At 69.9% G+C, this 18,986-nt stretch carries 14 protein-coding genes and 1 pseudogene; 5 read left to right on the plus strand and 10 right to left on the minus strand.

Going from position 1 to position 18,986, the window contains the following annotated elements; genetic code table 11:
• The first annotated feature begins 165 nt into the window (after positions 1 to 165).
• Together OIE49_RS02270 and helR are read left to right on the plus strand one after the other, a co-directional pair.
• Entirely contained in the window at positions 166 to 594 is a 429-nt protein-coding gene (locus OIE49_RS02270) for a TetR/AcrR family transcriptional regulator (RefSeq protein WP_326806118.1), read from the plus strand.
• A gap of 161 nt (positions 595 to 755) precedes the next feature.
• Positions 756 to 2,939 (plus strand): RNA polymerase recycling motor ATPase HelR, encoded by a 2,184-nt coding sequence (gene helR, locus OIE49_RS02275; protein ID WP_326800809.1) that lies wholly within the window; start codon positions 756 to 758, stop codon positions 2,937 to 2,939.
• A 69-nt stretch (positions 2,940 to 3,008) separates the two neighbouring features.
• Here helR and OIE49_RS02280 read toward each other — a convergent pair whose 3' ends face one another.
• From OIE49_RS02280 to OIE49_RS02300, 5 genes are all read right to left on the minus strand, one after another.
• Entirely contained in the window at positions 3,009 to 3,413 is a 405-nt protein-coding gene (locus tag OIE49_RS02280; RefSeq protein WP_326800810.1) for a hypothetical protein, read from the minus strand.
• 132 nt (positions 3,414 to 3,545) lie between these two features.
• The gene (locus OIE49_RS02285) at positions 3,546 to 3,959 is read right to left on the minus strand and encodes a hypothetical protein (protein ID WP_326800811.1); all 414 of its coding nucleotides are present in this window, start codon (positions 3,957 to 3,959) and stop codon (positions 3,546 to 3,548) included.
• 1,563 nt (positions 3,960 to 5,522) lie between these two features.
• Entirely contained in the window at positions 5,523 to 6,545 is a 1,023-nt protein-coding gene (locus OIE49_RS02290) for an IPT/TIG domain-containing protein (RefSeq protein WP_326800812.1), read from the minus strand.
• Positions 6,546 to 6,691: 146 nt separating this feature from the next.
• Positions 6,692 to 7,438: an IPT/TIG domain-containing protein gene (locus tag OIE49_RS02295; RefSeq protein ID WP_326800813.1), complete on the minus strand. Its 747-nt coding sequence runs from the start codon at positions 7,436 to 7,438 to the stop codon at positions 6,692 to 6,694.
• 750 nt (positions 7,439 to 8,188) lie between these two features.
• A complete protein-coding gene (locus OIE49_RS02300) occupies positions 8,189 to 9,808 on the minus strand; it encodes a glucuronyl esterase domain-containing protein (protein WP_326800814.1) in 1,620 nt (539 codons plus the stop codon).
• Between the two features lie 444 nt (positions 9,809 to 10,252).
• Here OIE49_RS02300 and OIE49_RS02305 point away from each other — a divergent pair, with 444 nt between their 5' ends.
• The 3 genes and pseudogenes from OIE49_RS02305 to OIE49_RS02315 form a co-directional block, all read left to right on the plus strand.
• Positions 10,253 to 11,548: a PP2C family protein-serine/threonine phosphatase gene (locus OIE49_RS02305; protein WP_326800815.1), complete on the plus strand. Its 1,296-nt coding sequence runs from the start codon at positions 10,253 to 10,255 to the stop codon at positions 11,546 to 11,548.
• A 193-nt stretch (positions 11,549 to 11,741) separates the two neighbouring features.
• Positions 11,742 to 12,116: a hypothetical protein gene (locus OIE49_RS02310; RefSeq protein ID WP_100568801.1), complete on the plus strand. Its 375-nt coding sequence runs from the start codon at positions 11,742 to 11,744 to the stop codon at positions 12,114 to 12,116.
• 197 nt (positions 12,117 to 12,313) lie between these two features.
• Positions 12,314 to 12,670, plus strand: a pseudogene (locus OIE49_RS02315) (ArsR/SmtB family transcription factor); the annotation flags it as partial.
• Between the two features lie 82 nt (positions 12,671 to 12,752).
• Here OIE49_RS02315 and OIE49_RS02320 read toward each other — a convergent pair.
• The 5 genes from OIE49_RS02320 to OIE49_RS02340 form a co-directional block, all read right to left on the minus strand.
• Positions 12,753 to 13,961 carry an acyltransferase family protein gene (locus OIE49_RS02320; protein ID WP_326800816.1) on the minus strand — a complete coding sequence of 403 codons (1,209 nt, stop codon included), beginning with the start codon at positions 13,959 to 13,961 and terminating at the stop codon, positions 12,753 to 12,755.
• 640 nt (positions 13,962 to 14,601) lie between these two features.
• Positions 14,602 to 15,759: an IPT/TIG domain-containing protein gene (locus tag OIE49_RS02325; protein ID WP_326800817.1), complete on the minus strand. Its 1,158-nt coding sequence runs from the start codon at positions 15,757 to 15,759 to the stop codon at positions 14,602 to 14,604.
• Complete coding sequence (locus OIE49_RS02330; RefSeq protein ID WP_326800818.1) at positions 15,756 to 16,136, minus strand: YncE family protein; 381 nt, start codon at positions 16,134 to 16,136, stop codon at positions 15,756 to 15,758. The genes OIE49_RS02325 and OIE49_RS02330 overlap by 4 nt, the downstream gene beginning before the upstream one ends.
• Before the next feature lie 842 nt (positions 16,137 to 16,978).
• Positions 16,979 to 17,872, minus strand: coding sequence for a ribokinase (gene rbsK, locus OIE49_RS02335; RefSeq protein WP_326800819.1), 894 nt, complete (start codon positions 17,870 to 17,872; stop codon positions 16,979 to 16,981).
• Positions 17,869 to 18,897, minus strand: a complete 1,029-nt coding sequence (locus OIE49_RS02340; protein ID WP_326800820.1) for a LacI family DNA-binding transcriptional regulator — start codon at positions 18,895 to 18,897, stop codon at positions 17,869 to 17,871. The genes rbsK and OIE49_RS02340 overlap by 4 nt, the downstream gene beginning before the upstream one ends.
• Between the last annotated feature and the right edge of the window lie 89 nt (positions 18,898 to 18,986).

The following is an 18,986-nucleotide window of genomic DNA, read 5'->3' on the forward strand; positions in this document are numbered from 1 at the left end:
GATCAGGGCCGCGCGGGTCTGGGACCGGTCGAGGAACCGCTCCTCGTCAATGCCCACCCGCTCGTCGGAAACGGCCGCCTTCCAGGCCTGGAAGGCGTCGCGGTCCTCCCAGCCCCCAGCGGTCACCACGTCTGTCCCGGAAGGCCCCGACACCCCCTGGATCTGATCGCCCGACGGGCCGGCGTCGGCAACGCGACGCTCTATCGGCACTTCCCGACCCGGCGTGACCTCCTGGTGGCGGTGTGCGTCGGCGAGGTCGAGACGCTGTGCGAGCCGGCCGAGCGACTGCGCCTCGAGCCGAACCCTCGCGAAGCGCTCATCGCCGGGACCCGGGCCTACATCGACCACGTCAGCGCCCACCGCGGACTGGGCTCCGCGCTGAACACCGGCACACCAGGAGGACGACACCCTGGTCGCCGTGTGCCAGGAAGCGGTGACCGAGGCCGCCGGCACCCTGCTGGAAGTGGCGGTTCGGACCGGAGGGGTGCCGGGAGCTTCGCGAGGTGCCTGTCCGTCGGCATCTCTCGTCGGCGTACGACGGCAAAAAGAAAGGGAAAGGAGAATCACCAGCGCCTTTCCACTCTCAACGTATAGCCCACTGGGGGGCTTGCGGCAAGGCCCCCGTCGTGCCGCACAATCACCGGCCGAAGCCGAAAACCAGGATTCCGCCGGTGCCCGCGTGGGCCATGCGGGCGCGTCGATCCTGTGCCGCACGCAACGGTCGCAAGCGACCTCCGATCGGAACCCAAGAGACCATGAACCCCCTCACCACCAGCGCTTGCGACCTGCCCGACCGTCTCTCCCCCAAGGCCGACCCGGCACTGATCGCCGACGACGAGCAGCACTTCGCGGCCCTCGCGGAGTGCCTCGAGCAGTCGATGGCCGAGGTGTCCGACCGCCTCGCCGCCGAACGCAGGGCACCCGGCGGCACGGGCCGGCAGGCGCTGGACCGGGACCTGGAGATCCACCGGCTGACCGCACGGCTCCGCACCCTGCGCCGCTTCGGTCTGGACCTGTGCCTCGGTCGCATGGTCGGCACGGACGACCCCGAGCCCCTGTACGTCGGACGGCTCGGCCTCACGGACAGCACGGGACGCAGGCTGCTGCTCGACTGGCGCTCCCCCGCGGCCGAGCCGTTCTTCGGAGCCACCCACGCCCGTCCGATGGGGCTGAGGAGCCGCCGCAGATACCGCTGGACCCGCGGGCGGATCAGCGACTACTGGGACGAGGTGTTCATCGCGGACGACATCGCCGGGCATGCCGCGCTCGACGACCAGTCCGCCTTCATCGCCGGCCTGGGCGGCAGCCGGTCGTCCCGGATGCGCGACGTGCTCGGCACCATCCAGGCCGACCAGGACGCCATCATCCGTGCGGGCTCCCGCGGCGCACTCGTCGTGGACGGCGGTCCGGGCACCGGGAAGACCGTCGTCGCCCTGCACCGCGCCGCCTACCTTCTCCACTCCGACCCCCGCCTCGGCCACCGCCGCGGCGGCCTGCTGTTCGTCGGCCCGCACCAGCCCTACCTCGGCTACGTCGCCGACGTCCTCCCGAGCCTCGGCGAGGAGGGCGTACAGACCTGCACCCTGCGCGACCTCGTCGCCGAGGGAGCCGCGGCGGCGGTCGAGAGCGACCCGGAGGTGGCCCTCCTGAAGTCGTCCGCGGACATGGTGAAGGCGATCGAGAAGGCCGTCAGGTTCTACGAGGAGCCACCCACGGAGGGGATGACGGTCACGACCCCCTGGTCCGACGTCCGGCTGAGCGCCGACGACTGGGCGGCGGCGTTCGAGGCGGTCGAACCCGGCACCCCGCACAACGAGGCGCGCGACCAGATCCGGGAGGAGCTGCTCACGATCCTGGTGGACAAGCACGAAGTGGACGGGCAAGAGGGCGACATCTCGGCCGACCGGCTCCGCACGTCCCTGACGCGCAACCGGGAACTGCTCACCGCCCTCAACCGAGCCTGGCCGCTGCTCGAAGCGGCCGACCTCGTCGGAGACCTGTGGTCCGTGCCCGCCTATCTTCGCATGTGCGCCCCCTGGCTCGGCCGCGACGACGTCGAGAAGCTCCAGCGCCCGGACGCCCAGGCCTGGACGGTGTCCGACCTGCCACTGCTGGACGCGGCGCGGCAGCGGCTCGGTGACGCGGAGACGTCGCGGCGCAAGGCCCGGCACGCGGCCGTCCTCGCCGCCCAGCGGGAGCGCATGGCGCAGGTCGTCGACAACCTGATCGCCGCCGCGGCCGACTCCGGGGCCGACGGTGACGACGGTGAGGGTCTGGTGACGATGCTGCGCGGTGCGGACGCCGAGGTCAGCCTGGTCGACGAGTCCGAACTGTCCATCGCCGCCCCGGACCTGCTCGCCGGCCCGTTCGCGCACATCGTCGTCGACGAGGCGCAGGAACTGACCGACGCGGAGTGGCAGATGCTGCTGCTGCGGTGCCCGTCGCGGAGCTTCACCGTCGTCGGGGACCGGGCCCAGGCCAGGCGCGGCTTCACGGAGTCGTGGCGGGAACGACTCGAACGGATCGGGCTCGACCGGATCGACCTGGCGTCCCTGAGCATCAACTACCGGACGCCGGAGGAGATCATGGCGGAAGCCGAGCCGGTCATCCGGGCCGTGCTCCCGGACGCCAACGTGCCGACCTCGGTTCGCGGCAGCGGCGTCCCCGTCGTACGCGGATCCGCCTCGGAGCTGCGCTCGATCGTCGGCACCTGGCTGGCCGCACATGCCGACGGGATCGCCTGCGTCATCGGCGATCCCGCGTTCCGGACCACGTCCCGTGTCCGGTCACTCACTCCGGAGCTGTCGAAGGGGCTCGAATTCGACCTGGTCGTCCTCGTCGACCCGGACAGGTTCGGCGAGGGCGTCGCAGGAGCGATCGACCGCTATGTCGCCATGACCAGAGCGACCCAGCAGCTCGTCGTTCTCACGAGTCCCTGACGCCGGTGTCATCGGGAACGCCCGGCAGCCTCACGCTGCCGGGCGTTGCTTCCTTCTGGCTCCGCGGTGTCAGCGCCCTTCCTTCCGCCTGCCGCGCACGAGCCAGGCGGCTCCCCCGACGGCCAGGGCGACCGGCCATTCCAGCGCTCCTGCGACGGTGAGGGCTCCCAGGCCCCCGTAGAAGACCAGGTCCCGGGTGGGCACGTTCCCCAGACTGAGGTGCGGGATCGGAACCGGGGCGCGGAACACGCGAGTGCCCAGGTGGAAACCCCCGTCAGGATGGGCCTCCCCGGCCCCGTCCTGCTGGGCTTGCGCACGGCCGGTGAACGCTCGCCTGCTCTGGGTCGTGTAATGCCCCTTCTGGGCCCGCACGCGTGCCGCAGGCTCGAGCGTGGTCAGTCCAGCGTCCGACATCTTCTTCTGGGCCCGGACACGCTCGGTGGGCTCGAGCACGGTCTCAGCTGCCGTAACCATCCCCGCTCCTCCTCTCCTGTGATCCGGTATGGATGTGTCTCTTCTTCCATCTTTGCGCGCCGTCCGCCGTTGAGCCGCCTCGCGGTGGACCCGGACGACTCGACGGGGTCCCGGAAGCCGCGGAGCAGGCCGTCATGGCGAGCAGTAGGCAAGGGGGGTGACGTCGTAGCTCTGGGTGGCGGAGGTGTTGTGGAAGTTCACGGTCCAGCTGTCGCCGGGGTTCGTGCTCGTGCTCTGGTAGCTGTTCACGGGGATGACCTCGTCGCCCCCGACCCAGCCCCCGCTGACCGCCTTCTGACCGGCCGGACACACGACGACCAAGGCCAGCGTCTGGCCAGGCACCAGCGTCGCGTCGCCTCCGACGACCTGAGTGACGTTGGCGCCGGCCGACGCGCCCTGCGGGCCGGCGGCACCCTGCGGGCCGGTGACACCGGTGGTGCCCTGCGGGCCGGTCCCGCCCGTGTTGCCCTGAGGACCCGTCGCACCCGTGTTGCCCTGAGGACCGGTCGCACCCGTAGTACCCGTAGCGCCCTGCGGACCGGTCACCCCGATGTCACCCTGCGGACCCGTCGCACCCTGAGCACCAGTGGCACCCGTATTGCCCTGAGGACCGGTCGCACCCGTAGTACCCGTAGCGCCCTGCGGACCGGTCACCCCGATGTCACCCTGCGGACCCGTCGCACCCTGAGCACCAGTGGCACCCGTATTGCCCTGAGGACCGGTCGCACCCGTAGTACCCGTAGCGCCCTGCGGACCGGTCACCCCGATGTCACCCTGCGGACCCGTCGCACCCTGAACACCAGTGGCACCCGTATTGCCCTGAGGACCGGCAGGACCACCCACACCCTGCGGCCCGGCAGCGCCGTTGACACCCTGCGGACCAGCGGCACCGGTCACGCCCTGCGGACCGCTCGCACCCTGAACACCAGTCGCTCCCGTATTGCCCTGAGGACCCGTCGCACCCGTGTTGCCCTGAGGACCGGCCGCACCCGTAGTACCCGTAGCGCCCTGCGGACCGGTCACCCCGATGTCACCCTGCGGACCCGTCGCACCCTGAACACCAGTGGCACCCGTATTGCCCTGAGGACCGGCAGGACCACCCACACCCTGCGGCCCGGCAGCGCCGTTGACACCCTGCGGACCAGCGGCACCGGTCACGCCCTGCGGACCGCTCGCACCCTGAACACCAGTCGCTCCCGTATTGCCCTGAGGACCGGCAGGACCACCCACACCCTGCGGCCCGGCAGCGCCGTTGACACCCTGCGGACCAGCGGCACCGGTCACGCCCTGCGGACCGCTCGCACCCTGAACACCAGTCGCTCCCGTATTGCCCTGAGGACCGGCAGGACCACCCACACCCTGCGGCCCGGCAGCGCCGTTGACACCCTGCGGACCGCTCGCACCCTGAACCCCGGTCGCTCCCGTAGTGCCCTGAGGACCGGCAGGACCACCCACACCCTGCGGCCCGGCAGCGCCGGTCGCGCCCGTGGCACCCGTCGCGCCCTGCGGGCCCTGGGGTCCGGGCTCGCCGCACGGCGGTACGGGGCCCGAGACCCTGACGTAGCGGGCGGCCACCCAGCCCGAGCGATTGGCGAGCCTGTACCAGTTCGAGTCGCCGCCGACGCTCTCGCCCACCGCCTGGCACCAGACGCTGATCCGTGCGCCGCTGGAATAGCTCCCCAGCTCTGCGGACTTGGTCGTGGGTTGGGCTCGGATGCTCAAGCTCGTCCTGGCAGTGACTGTCCCGGGAATCGCTGCCCCGAACGCGTTCCGTTCCACGTGTGTGGCAGCGAGCCCTGAGCGCGCCGTGTCCGACAGCCCCAAAGCAGCTGCCGCCAAAGGCCCTTGCAGCTCACATGCCAGGCCGAGACTCACCGTTCCCAGGGCCAACGACAGAAAGGTAAGCCTTCGCCTTCGCATCAAAACACCACGCCTTTCACTCTTCGCCTGCGATGAAGGGAGACATGAAGAGAAAAGCGCATATTCAAGCCATAACACTGCTATGACACGAACAAAATCCTATGGGAAGGTAAGCTTTTTCAACCAGCCACACATCACGGCGAATTGACGTGCGGTCGGATGGCGCCGGAGTCGGGCCGACCTCATGCGTCAGATCGCGGGGCCCGCGGTCCGGGTGTAGGTGAGCCCGTTACTGACGCCCGCGGGAGTGGTCACCGTGACGGTGACCACTCCGGCGGCACCGGCGGGCGCGACAGCCGTGACGCTGGTCGGGGAGAGCACGGTGAACGACGCGGGGACGCCGCCGAACTCCACGCCGGTCGTGGTGGTGAGGTTGCTTCCGGTCAGCGTGACGACGGCTCCCGCGTACGTCGGCCCCTGGCCGGGGATCACGGAGATGAGGATAGGCGGGTCGAGGTAGACGTAGCTGAGAGGGTTGCTGGTGCCGCCGGGGGTGGTCACCGTGACCGCCGCGGCACCGGCCGCGTGAGCGGGAGTCACCACGGTGATCTGAGTGGCGGAGACGACGGTGAACGAAGCCGCCGCCGTGTCGAAGCGCACCGCCGTCGCGTTGAGAAGTCCGCTGCCCGTCAGGGTCGCCGCAGCGCCGCCGGCCGAAGGTCCGGCTGGGGGTTCGATGTCGGTCAGCGACGGCACTGGGGCGTAGTAGAAGTACGCGCTGGGGGTGTCGGGGTTGCTGGTGCCGCCGGGGGTGGTCACCGTGACCGCCGCGGCACCGGCCGCGTGAGCGGGAGTCACCGCGACGATCCTCGTGGCGGACAGGACGGTGAACGACGTCGCCGCGATCCCGTCGAAGAGCACGGCCGTCGCCCCCGACAGGTTGGTGCCCGTCAGCGCCACCGTGGTGCCCCCGGAGACCGGCCCCTGACTGGGCGTCACGCCCGATACGGTGGGGGCGGAGACGTAGGTGTACGTGACGGTCTGGGTGCTGGTGCCCTGGCTGGTAGTGACGGTCACGTTGACCGTACCGGCGCCGGAGGGAGGGACCGCGGTGAGCTGTGTGCCGCTGAGGGCGGTGAACGAGATGGCGGCTCTGCCGCCGAACTGCACGGCTATCACACCGGTGAAGTCGGTACCCGTCACGGTGACGGTGTTCCCGCCGGAGGACGGCCCCTGGCTGGGACTGATCGAGGAGACGGTGGGGGCAGCCATGGCTGTACTCCTTCGCGCAGCACTGCGGCGGGTCTGTGCCACACCGGTTCGGGCAACGACGGCCAGTGCGTCGACACGCCCGCCCGAGCGGAGGGGGTCTGCGCTCGGACGGGTGTGTGGTGTGGTCCCGGTACGGGGCCGCTGGATCAGATGCCGGGGCCGGAGACGTAGGTGAATCCGCCGGCGGCGGTGGCCGTCCCGGCAGGGTTGGTGACCACCACGTCGACGGCGCCCGCCGTGCCGGGCGGGGTGACCGCCGACAAGGTGGTGGCGCTGAGGACGGAGAACGGCGCGGCGGTGCCGCCGAAGGTGACCGAGCTGGTGCTGTCGAGGTTGGTGCCCGTGATGGTCACCGCCGTTCCGCCGGAGGTCGGGCCCGAGGACGGGTTGACGGTCACGATCGTCGGGTCGTCGATGTAGGTGTAGGAGAGGCCGTTGTTGCTGCCGCCCGCTGTCGTCACGGTCACCCCAACCGGTCCGGCCGCGGTGCCCGCGGGCACGACGACGCTGATGGAACTGTCTGAGTTCACCGTCGGGGTGGCGGTGTTCGCGCCGAAGGACACCCTGGTCGCCGTCGACAGGCCGGTGCCGTTGATGGTGATGGTATTGCCACCCGCCAACGGCCCGGAGCTGGTGCTCAGAGCGGACTTGAACGGGGCACCGACGTAGAAGAACGACACCGGGTTGCTCGTCCCGCCGGGGGTTGTCACGGTGACCCCGACCGTGCCTGCCCCCGAGGGGGAGACCGCGGTGACCTGGGTCGCTGAGACGTTGGTGACGCTCGTGGCGGGCTTGGTGCCGAAGGTCACCGCGCTGGTGTTGGAGAGGTTGGTACCGGTGATGGTCACCAGCGTGCCTCCGCCGGTGGAACCTTGGTTCGGAGAGATGGGCATGGGGACACTCCTTCGTCTCTGCTGGGGACATGCGAGAAACCAGCGGGATGGCCAGTCACCGTCCGCGTCGCCGCCGAGAAGGCGGACCGCCGCAGGCACACGAGCGCCGTCAGCCCGTTCGGGCTGCTTCAGGCGTGGAAGAACACGGCTCAGGAATGCTGCTGGACCCGGAGGGAACGAACGGACTGTCGCCGGGCGCACATGGCCAGGCGCGCAGCAGCCTGCGCCGTCTTCCCTGGGCATGGAGAAAACCGGCAACAGCTGCCTGTCTCAACGTCCTTCTGGCACGGGGATGGGCAGCCCGCCGGTGTCACACTCTCAGTGACCCACACCTCCGATCGGGTGACAAGAGGCCCTTCACCATCATCACCCGTATGGAGTAAAAGGGGACACGACCCGGGCAATCCCAGCAGGTGGCACGACGAGAGGGGAGCGCGAGGGTCGCGCTCCCCTGATGGAGTGACGTATCCGGAAACCCCTTGCTGGTGCGCCGACCTGGAGGCTTGGATGTGAATATCCAACCGGTGGGCTGCCCATCCTCTCCGGGGGATGTGGCGGTCGATCCACGTTCGGCTTCTCTCCGGAGGACGTGCGTACGTGCCGGCTTGCCACGATGGGCACCCCCGGCAGAGGAATTTGGATCGGGTCAGCCGGTGCCGTCCAGGTACCGGCTGACCCGGTGGTACACGTGGGTTCCGCATGCGTGGAGCCCGGATACGCGGGCGGGCTCTCACGGGTCCTGACTGGCGATCAGGGACTCTTGCAGGTGATGTTCCCCGGTGCGGGAGTGGAGTTGCCGGTGGCGGTGAAGCCGAAGGTGGCGGTGCCGTTGGCCGCGAGGCTGCCGTTGTACGAGGTGTTGCGTACCGTGACGGATCCGCTGGTCCCGGTGTTGACGCCGTCCCAGAGGCTGCTGATGGACTGACCGGAGGCCAGGTTCAGGCCGACGGTCCAGCCGTTGAGCGTGCTGGTGCCGTTGTTGCGGACCGTCACCTCACCCTGGAAGCCGCCGGGCCAGCTGTTGACGTTGCGGTAGGCGGCGGTGCACGTACCGTTCGTGCCACCGCCGCCCGGGTCACCGCCCGGGTCTCCCCCCGTGCCGCCACCCGGGTCGCCTCCGTTGCCGTCTCCGCCGTCTGTCAGGGTCGGCGTCTGCCAGTCACGCCACGAGGACAGGTTGCCGGACTTGCCGGCGGCGATCCTGAACACTCCGGAGCCGTTGCCCGCGCCCAGCAGGAACTTCTGGAGGTTCTGCTGCAACGGTGTCTTCCACTCGGACCTGACGGCGCAGTGGGTGCCGTCCTGGACGTCCGACCAGTAGGTGATGTTGCTGCCGGCGCCGAGCGCCTTGTAGATCTCGGCCCCGCCCAGCGCCGCCACGCTTCCCGACCTGGCGGCCAGCCAGTCGACGTACGGGTTCTCCATCACGAACAGCCCGCGCGGCGCGACCATGCCCAGGATTTCGTGGGTGTCCACCGGCAGGGAGTTCGGGTTGCCCGTGTAGGAGCTGAACGCGTCGCCCAGCCAGGGCTGTTCCGAGTAGGCGCTGCTCAGCGGCTGCGCGCCGCTCTCCCCCGGAATGCCGCGGAGGATGGGCACACCGCCGCTTCCCGACTCGATCGGCATGGTCAGTGCGACGCGCTGGTCGAACGCGCCGGCCACGATGGCACCCTTGCCGAACCGCGAGCATCCCGTCACTCCGGTCGCGCTCGCCTTGAGGATGTTGCCGCCCGACTGCTCGATGACGTCGATGATGCGGCTCACACCCCAGGACCAGGCCATCAGCAGGCCCGTACTGCTGGACGATCCGTACACGCTGTAGAAGGCACCCTGCTTGTTGTTCCGCGCGGTGCCCTCCTTGCCCACCGTGTAGGGGTCGTAGTTGATGACGGCGACGCCGGCGGCCTTGATGGTGGCCGTGTCCGCGCCGAGCCCGCCGAACACGATGATGGCCGGGTAGGGCCCCGAACCGCTCGGCAGGCTCACGCTCGCCGAGAAGCTCGCGCTCTTGCCCTGGTCCGTCACGTTCACGGTGATGCTGCTCGCCGACACCGTGCCCGTGACGCTCGCGGGTTTCGCGGGCTTCTGACCGTAGACGGACCTCTGCGCCAGCTGGCTGATCTCCGCCCGGCGGCACCGCCAGTCGCCCTTGGCCGTGATACGCGTGCCGTTCAGCTTCTTGAAGGGGTCCGGCAGTAGGGAACTGGCCGCCGGAGAACCCGGGTTGGGCACCGCGCAGTCCGCACCGTCGTCCTCTCCGCCGGCCAGCACCTGCGCCGCGACGACGGCTCCCTCGGCGGCGCCCGCCTGTGCGGTGAGCGAGGGGGTGATGAGGCTCGCGGTGGCGACCAGGACCGCGGCCGCCCACACTCTGGGCCGATATCGGGACCGATGGAAGCGCATGGGGACCTCCGGAGGACGATGCGCGATCGAATGTGGGGTGTACCGGTTCGAATGTTGCGTGGTTCGTGGGGCGACGCGAGACAACTGGGAGCGCTCCCAAGGGTAGGAATGGCACCCAGAGCATGACAACACCCGGGAGGTGAGCCACCTCGGTTTGGCCATTCCAACTCGGCCATCGACGCATCACACGGCTGACAAAGAGGGACGGATGCCCGGAAAGCCGCCGATTCGCTCGGCTCCAGCGGCTCCGCGCAATGAAAGTTCCGGCCGTTTCGTGCAGCGCAACGAAACTTTCGAGGGCAGCACCGTACAACGGCGACGCACCGAGCGCGAGCTTTCGCCGCACGAACGGCACAGTATCCCGACGAAGGATGACAGAGTGTTACAACAGGCGCGTAAGGAAGGAACACGATGAAGCGGAAGCCTTCACAGTCGGCGGAGCCGGGGGCGGGATCCACGTCGGAGGTCGCCGCGGGCCGGCTGCGGCTGCTCGCCGAGGCGAGCCGCGCGATGGCGTCGGGGCTCGACGCGGAGGAGGCGCTGCGCCGCGTGGCCCGGGTGGTGGTTCCGCATCTGGCCGACGCCTGTGTCGTCGACCTGGTCGAGGGGAACGGGCTGCGCCGTCTCACCGTCATGGACCGGGACGCGGAGCGGGTGTTGCGGGTACTGCCGGGCGGGTTCCTGCCCGGGCCGGACGACTCGGCCGCCGCCTTGGCGAAGGTGCTGCGCGGCGCGGGTCCGACGGTGGTCACCGACTTCGACATGCCCGATCCGGACGACTCCCTGCGCTCCGCCCAGTGGGCCCTTTACCGGATGCTGGGCGCCGAGACCGCGTTGATCGTGCCCATGGGCGTACGCCGGGAGGCTCTCGGAGCGCTCACCTTCGTACGCCGTGCCCCGGCCGTTCCCTTCGACGAGCAGGAGCGGGCGCTCGCCGCCGACCTGGGGCACCGCGCGGGCCTCGCCCTGGACAACGCGCGTCTGTACGCGCTGCAACAGCACACCGCGGAGCAGCTCCAGCTCTCCCTTCTGCCCGATCTGACCGGGCTCGGGCACCTCCAGCTCGCCACCCGTTACGTGGCCGCCCGCGAGCGGGCCGAGGTCGGCGGCGACTGGTACGACGCCTTCCCGCTCCCCGACGGCTCGGTGGTCCTCGCGATCGGGGACGTGGTCGGCCACGACCTGGCGGCGGCCGTCCGCATGGGCCAGTTGCGCAACATGATGCGCGCCCTCGCCTACGACAGCGGGGACGATCCGGCCGGGGTGATGAACCGTCTGGACCGGGTCATGCAGGGCCTGACCAGCATCGAACTCGTCACAGCCGTCATCGCCCGTGTCGAGACGCCGCCCGCTGGACCGTGGCGGCTGTTCATGAGCAACGCCGGCCACCTTCCGCCGCTGCTCGCCCAGCCCGACGGCCGCACTCTCCTGCTGGAGGAGGGACACGCCCCCGTCCTGGGAGTCGACCCGGCGCTCCGGCGCGAGACCGCGGTGGTCGCCCTGCCGTCCGGCGGCACCCTGCTCTTCTACACCGACGGCCTCATCGAACGTCCCGGTGAGGACATCGGCCGCGGCCTCACCCGGCTGCGCCAGCACGCGGCCGCGCTGGCCCGTGAACCGCTGACGGTCTTCCGCGACGAACTGCTCACCCGGTTGAGCAACGACCAGCACGACGACATCGCCATCCTGGCCCTGCGTATCCCCTGATACCTCGAAACGCGTGGGTACAGAGAAGCGAAAGGTCAGTTGTGATCGTCAACGTGTTCGTATTCGACACTCCCCGATCAATGGATGTCAGTGTTGAAGACCTCCCCTCGGACGTCCCGGACGCGCGCCTACGGTGCGCTCACCGGACGGCCGGCGCCGTCCCGGACTCAGCCGACGATCAAGGGGAGACACCGTGGCGAGTGTGGAAGTGTCGCTGAAGGAAATGATGACCGCGGTCGAGGGGGCGCTGGGCGCGGCGGTCGTCGACTACACCAGCGGAATGGCCCTGGGAACCCTGGGCGGGGGCAAGGACCTGGATCTCACCATCGCCGCGGCGGGGAACACGGATGTGATCCGCGCCAAGGTGCGCACCATGGAGCAGTTGGGCCTGAACAGTGAGATCCAGGACGTGCTGATCACGCTCGGCGACCAGTACCACCTGATCCGCCTGGTCACCGGACGCAACGGCAACGGCCTGTTCCTCTACCTGGTGCTGGACAAGACCCGTTCGAATCTGGCGATGGCCCGCCACCAGCTCAAGCGCGTCGAGGAACAGCTCGAGATCTAGCTCTTCGCCTGCCCCGGGCCGACGTGTGCCCATGATGTGAAAACTTCTTCAAGTCACCACATCAGCATGATTCCAATTCGTGGTTGCACGCGGCCCGGGGCGAGAAGGATCTGCTCTGCACAGCACATTCCGTGTGGCGTCCCGCGGGGCGCCACCGCGTCTTGGACCATCCCCGATGCGGCAGGGAGCACGCACTCATGCAAGTCCCCCTCTACCAGGCCAAGGCGGAGTTCTTCCGCATGCTCGGGCACCCCGTGCGCATCCGGGTCCTGGAGCTGCTCCAGCACGGTCCCGTGCCCGTACGCGATCTGCTCGCCGACATCGAGATCGAGCCGTCCAGCCTCTCGCAGCAACTGGCCGTGCTGCGACGCTCCGGCATCGTCGTGTCCATCCGGGAAGGATCGACGGTCCGCTACGCCCTCGCCGGCGGCGATGTCGCAGAACTGCTGCGCGCGGCCCGCCGTATCCTCACCGAACTCCTGGCCGGCCAGAACGAACTGCTCGCCGAACTCCGGCAGAGCGACGGTGCCGCTTCCGCCGTGCCCGCCGGATCCGGACGGATGCCCGTGGGGGCCCGACTCGCGCACACCGTCGTGCCGTCGGAGGCGCGGGGCCGCGACAAGGAGTGTGCGGCACTCAACGATGCCGCGCCGGAGGCTGCGGAACGAACGTGGCGCTCTTCAGCGAACGCCGCATGGCCCGCACCATCGGACGCTCCACGAACCGGTGCACGAGATGGGCCAGCACGACCAGGGCGACGACCGTGACCCCGACCAGGAGGAGCGGATCGAACCGGTCGCCGAAGTGGTGCGCGACGGTCATGCCGAGCGTGTCGTGCAGCAGGTAGAGCGGGAAGGTCATCGTGCCCATGACGGTCAGCCCGCGCCAGCGGAGCCGGCGGGTCCGGCCGAGCGCGATCGCGCCGACCATCAGGAAGAAGACCGTGACCGCCAGGACGAGCCAGCCGCGCCAGGGCGCCCAGGTCTCCCAGTTGTTGCGGCCGCCGGTGGGTGCCAGCAGGAAGTGCAGGGCCAGCAGCCAGGACATGGCGACGATGCCCCACAGCAGAGGTGTGGGCCGGTAGCGGTGCATGAGGTAGAAGGCCATGCCCGCGATGAAGTACGGGGCAGAGGTCGGGTTCACCACGAGCGTGAGCAGCGGGATGTGGGCGGCGGGCGCGAGTACGGCGGCGACCGTCCACAGCCCGCAGAAGATCACGACGCGCTGGTAGCTGAGGCCCTTCCACACCACGACGGCGAAGGTGAGGTAGAAGCAGAGCTCCGGCCACAGGGTCCAGTAGACGGGGTCCAGGTTGGACACGCCGAGCGGGGTCTGGAGCATGGTGAAGTTCGCGAGCAGGACGCGCGGGTGGGGGTGCCCGAAGGGGGTGTCGGCGAAGTAGATGACGCACGCCGACACCACGATGGCGATCCAGTACATCGGGTACAGGCGGGTGACGCGGGAGATGAAGAAGTCACGCGGGGTGCGCCCCCACGCGCTCATGCAGATGACGAAGCCGCTGATCAGGAAGAACAGGTCGACACCGAGCCGCCCGAAGGCGAAGTAGCCGTGCAGCGCGGGGAAGACGCTCTGGTACGGGCGCCCCCAGATGACCTGCATCGCCCCCGGTGTCTGGCCGGCGAAGTGGAAGAGCACCACCGACAGCGCCGCCAGGAAGCGCAGCCCGTCCAGTGCCGCGAGCCGGTCTCCGCCGTTGCCGCGCCCTGCGACGATCACTGGTGCCGCAGGGGGTGCCTGCGGCACCAGCACTTCGTCGGTGACCGCCCCCTCGTTCCGCGGTCGCGTGGCTGTACCGGCCGATGCCCTGCGATCCGTCTGGGTCATATCTCCCGTTCCAGAGTCGTCCTTTACCGAAAGGGCCCTGGAATCCGGATCGACGCCCGACGGGCGGATGGCGATTTCGCCGAGTTCGTACTCATTCCGCTACGGGGGCGAGTGCCGGCACCGCCCTGGCCCACAGAAGGGGCCTACCCGAAGTCCTCGATGAGATACGGGGCCGCCGGGGTGACACGAACCGCACAGGGGAGCGACACCCCCGGTGCGTCCTCCTCATGCCGGATGCTCCCGGCCGGAGACTGCCGAAGCCCGCCCCCTCCACAAAGGTCACGTCGAAGAACGTCCCGGTCGCTGTCGTCGGCCAACCGCAGTGCCTGAATTGCGGACGACCGCGACCGGGGACCGAGACATGGAGCCGGCCACCGAAAAGCGGCTCGCGGCCGCCACTGGTTTCGACATCCGCTTCTGTGCCCCACGCGGCCGCCTGGCGCGGGAGCGGTCAGGCCATGGGAGCCGCCATTCCGCCCCTGGCCGGGGCGGAATGGGTGGAGTCCGTACGCAGCCGCCGGTTCTCGCCGCGAGTCCTCTCCATTCGTCGGGTCAACTCGGCATTGCCCGCCCGAAGTTCTCTGCCAGCTACCGGGCACCGGCGATGTCCTGGTACGAGAGTGCGTTGTGCAGTGGATGATCAGGTGTAGGTGTAGGCGTCGGGAAGGGTGGCGGAGCCGCCCGCCGTGGTAACGGTGACGTCGACGGGGCCGGGGGCGGAGCCAGGGGGAACGATGGCGGCCAGGACGGTATCGGACCCGATGCTGAACTGGGCGAAGACGCCGTTGAAGGAGACGGCGGCGGCGGTCGTCAGGTTCTTGCCGGTGAGGTCGACGACGGTCCCGCCGACTAACGGGCCGCTGGTGGCGCTCAGGCCGCCGAACTGTGGCGGGTCGACATAGGTGTAGCTGAGCCTTCCGGTGGTCAGGCCGCCGGCGGTGGTGACGGAGACGGGGACGGTGCCGGGGGAGGCGGCGGGTGGCACGTCGACGGTCAGCTGCTGGTCGGAGACGACTTGGGGAACGGCCAGCAGGGTGCCGAACAGTACTTGGGTGGCGGTGGCCAAGAGGGCGCCGTTGATGGTGACGATGTTCCTGCCTGCTGTCGGACCGGCGGCGGGGCTGAGGGAGGAGGCGTTACCGCTCGGGTAGTACTGGAAGGGCTTGGGGTTGCTGGTGCCGCCTGCGGTGGTGACGGTGACCTGAGCGATGCCGGAGCCGGGTGGAGACGACGCGACGACCTTGTTGGGCGTGTTGGCGATGACGGCGGCGGAGCTCGTGCCGAATTGCACCGCGGTGACCCCGGACAGGCTGGTGCCGGTGATCGTCACCTTGGTGCCGCCGGACTGGGGGCCCAGGGTGGGAGCCATTTTGTACAGGGCCTGGATGACGCTGACGCTGTTGGATCCGGAGTTGGCCACGAAGACGGCCAGCCCGTTGGGGGTGACGGCGATTCCGGCGGGCTTGTGGCCGACGGCAATGGTGTCGGTGACCGTGTCAGTGGTGGCGTCGATGATGCTGACGGTGTCGGAGCCATTGTTGCTCACGTACACCTCACTGCTGTCCGGGGTGATCGCCACGCCCCAGGGAGTGGTGCCCACGGGGATGGTGGTGGTGATCGTCTGGCTGGCGGTGTCGATGACGCTGAGGGTGTTCGCGCCGCTGTTGGCGGCATAGAGGTGGAGGGTGTCCGTGCTGGCTGCTACACCGACGGGCGCGGAAAGGCCGGGGATGGTTGCCACCACGGTGAAGGTGGCTGTGTCGATCACGCTGAGGGTGTTGTCGCCGTGGTTCGTCACGTACACCTGTCCCCGGTGGGGGAGACCGCGACCCCGGTGGGGCCGGCGCCGACCGGAATGGTCGTGAGGATGGAGTTGTTGAACGTGTCTACCACGGTGAGACTGTCCGATCCCTGGTCGGCGACGTATACGCGGATCCCGGCCGGGCTCACGGCGATCCCGAAAGGAGCGCTTCCCACCTCGATCTTGGAGAGGACGGTCAGTGTCTGCTGCTCTGCGGTGCTGAGAGCGTTCGCGCCGTTTTCCGCCACATAGATGAGGCTGCTGTCCGGGCTGACCCCCACCCCGGCGGGGGCGTTGTAAGGGGCCAGGGCAGTACTGACGACGAGTTGTCCGATATCCACCACGGTGGTGGTGCCGGATCCGCTGTTGGTCACATACGCATGTAGCCCGAGGGGGCCCATCCCCAACCCCAGTGGCTTGATTCCCACCGGAACCGTTTGCACGGCCCGGGAGACGACGGCAGCCGGCGATACAGCAGCCAGGACTGGCGGTTCTACGGTCGGGTTTGCTGGTTCGTCCATCATGCACCTACCGGTAATGAGCCCCCGGGAGGGGCTTCGGGAAGACGTGCCACGCCGTCGAAGCCGAGGAACGAGCAGTGCAGCGAAGGGCCGACGGGCACGGGGGGGTGTGCGAGGAGCGAAATCGCCTTGTCTCCGCATAATTAGACGAGCAGGACAGGACTCGACGACAGGTAGACATGAAGTATTTGATATCATCGCAAATACTCCTGTGCGCCCGGCTTCGCCCTGTTTCACCGCGTCCCGTTCGCCGCGCCGACTCGGTATGCACCTTCCCGGGCAACCGCGTCCGGCGGAGTAGCAAGAGCATGGATCTGAACCAGGTCCCTGACGGCCGGTCGGTGAAAAACCCCGGCCAGTGTGGCCGGGACAAAAGGACTCGATCCGTCTTTCGAGGAGTCGGATGCCGTCGCGCTATCTCGCCTTGCCGGGGGCGTCGGGTCCGCCTTCTCCCACCGCCACGCGTTCGGCACCACGGCCGTGTTGAGGCAGGACGACTTCTCGCGCGGGGCCAAGACGTGCGGCCCCTGTTTCCGGACTCCGCGACGCCGTCCGGGGTGGTCAGTCGCCAGACGCCGCCGGAACTGCCAAAGCCCAGCGGGCGCGGAGCGGTGCCGATGTCCCGCACCGGACCCCTGACCGTCGCGTTGAGGTCGGGCGTTTCCCAACGACAAGTCCTCGATCGGCGAGGGTTTTCAGCTCTTGAGGAACGCCTCCACCTCGTCGCGGCGGGGCAGTGACGGCTGGGCACCGGGGCGGGTGGTGCTGAGTGCCGCCGCGGCGCAGGCCCAGCGGGCGGCCTGCTCCAGGGTGCGGCCCTCGGCGAGGGCGACGGCGAGGGCGCCGCAGAAGCAGTCTCCGGCCGCGGTGGTGTCGACGGGCCGGACCGTGAAGGCCGGGATGTGCAGCCGCGCGGTGCCTTCCAGGAGCAGCACGCCGTCACCGCCGAGGGTGACGATGACCGCGCCCGCTCCGCGCAGTTTGCCCGCGGCGGCGGCGACCTCGTCGACCGTGTCCGGTACCGGGGTGCCGGTGAGGGCCGCCAGTTCGGTGCGGTTGGGGACCAGCACGTCGACGTGGCGGGGCGGGACGGCGCCCTCGACGGCGGGAGCCGGGTTGTACACGACGATGCCACCGGCCAGCTCGGCCGCCGCGTGGTTGGCCTCGTCGGGGACCTCCTGCTGGAGGACCGTGACCTCGGCCCGGCCCAGCACGTCGGCGGCGGCCCGGCAATCGGCCGCGGTCAGGCGGGAGTTGGCGCCGGGGCTGACGATGATGGAGTTCTCGCCCGACGGGTTGACGGCGATCAGCGCACGCCCGGTGGGCACTCCGGGAGTGCGGGTCAGGTGCGCGGTGTCCACGCCCTCGGCGCGCGCCGCGGCGGCCATCACATCGGCGGCGTCGTCCTCGCCGACCCGGCCGATCAGGGCGACCCGCCCGCCGAGCCGGGCCGCGGCGACCGCCTGGTTGGCCCCCTTGCCGCCGGGGTGCTCGACGATGTCCCCGCCGAGCACGGTCTCCCCCGGCACCGGATGCCGCGGAACGGGTGCGACGAGATCGAGGTTGAGGCTTCCGACGACTGCGATCACTGGTGTTCCTCTGAGGTTCTGCTGCCGGGGATGGTCGTGGGCGCGGCGGCGCGGGGGCCGCTGGAAGCGCGGACGACGAGTTGGGGTGAGAGGCGGACGGCCCGGTACGCCTCGGCTCCCCCGCCGTCGAGCCGCTCGGCAAGGAGCCGGAGCGCCTCGGCCGCCACCTGGGCGGCCGGCTGGCGGACCGTGGTCAGGTTGGGTTCGGCAAGGCTCGCCATGGGGATGTCGTCGAATCCGGTGACGGCGACCTCGCCGGGGACGTCGACGCCGAGTTGTCCGAGGCGTTGCAGCGCTCCGACCGCGATGAGGTCGTTGGCGCAGACGACGGCGTCCGGGCGGGCCGGCCAGATCCGGTCGACCGCGGCCCGCCCCCATTCCACGGAGAAGTCGCCGAGTTCGGTGCGTTCGGAGGCGAGCGGGTCGAGGGCGGCGACGCCCGCCTCGTAGGCCATGCGCCGCTCGACGGCCGTCGAGGCGGTACCGGCGGCGCCGAGGAAACAGAAACGGCGGCGCCCGGTGCGGGTCAGGTGCTCCAGGACGAGGGCCGTGCCGGCGGCGTTGTCGACGGCCACCGAGTCGGCGACGCCGGGGCCGCAGGAGCGGTCGAGGAGGACCAACGGGACGCGGGCCGCCGCGAGTTCGACCGCCGCACGGCTGTGGGTCTCGTCGACGGGGATGACCAGCAGCGCGTCCACCTGCCGGTCCAGCAGGGCGGTGATCCGGGCCGCCTCGGTCCGCGGGTCGTCGTCGCAGTCGGCGAGCAGCAGGGCGCGGCCCCCGGCGTGCAGGGCGTGCTCGACCTCACGGACGAGGGAGGGGAAGAACGGGTTGGTGATCTGGGGCAGCACCAGGCCGATGGTGCCGGTGGAGCGGCTGCGCAGGGCGCGGGCGACCTGGTTGGGGCGGTAGCCGAGGCTTTCGGCCGCGGCCCGCACTCGGCGTGCCGTCTCCGCTCCCACCGGGCGGGTGCCGGCCAGCACGCGGGACACCGTGGCGACGGAGCATCCGGACGCGCGAGCCACATCACGCAATGTCACCTCGGTCACCGCAGTCCGCCCCCTTCTGTCGGCTCGGTTTCCTGGTCGGCACACGGCCTCCCGGCGCCGACCAG

The sequence above is a fragment of the Streptomyces sp. NBC_01788 genome, from assembly GCF_035917575.1.
Classification (GTDB): domain Bacteria; phylum Actinomycetota; class Actinomycetes; order Streptomycetales; family Streptomycetaceae; genus Streptomyces.

What these genes read in the sequence shown, in the direction of transcription:
- helR (WP_326800809.1), top strand. Translation starts at nt 756, where the DNA reads ATGAACCCCCTCACCACCAGCGCTTGCGACCTGCCCGACCGTCTCTCC.
- OIE49_RS02280 (WP_326800810.1), bottom strand. Translation starts at nt 3,413, where the DNA reads ATGGTTACGGCAGCTGAGACCGTGCTCGAGCCCACCGAGCGTGTCCGG.
- OIE49_RS02290 (WP_326800812.1), bottom strand. Translation starts at nt 6,545, where the DNA reads ATGGCTGCCCCCACCGTCTCCTCGATCAGTCCCAGCCAGGGGCCGTCC.
- OIE49_RS02295 (WP_326800813.1), bottom strand. Translation starts at nt 7,438, where the DNA reads ATGCCCATCTCTCCGAACCAAGGTTCCACCGGCGGAGGCACGCTGGTG.
- OIE49_RS02305 (WP_326800815.1), top strand. Translation starts at nt 10,253, where the DNA reads ATGAAGCGGAAGCCTTCACAGTCGGCGGAGCCGGGGGCGGGATCCACG.
- OIE49_RS02320 (WP_326800816.1), bottom strand. Translation starts at nt 13,961, where the DNA reads ATGACCCAGACGGATCGCAGGGCATCGGCCGGTACAGCCACGCGACCG.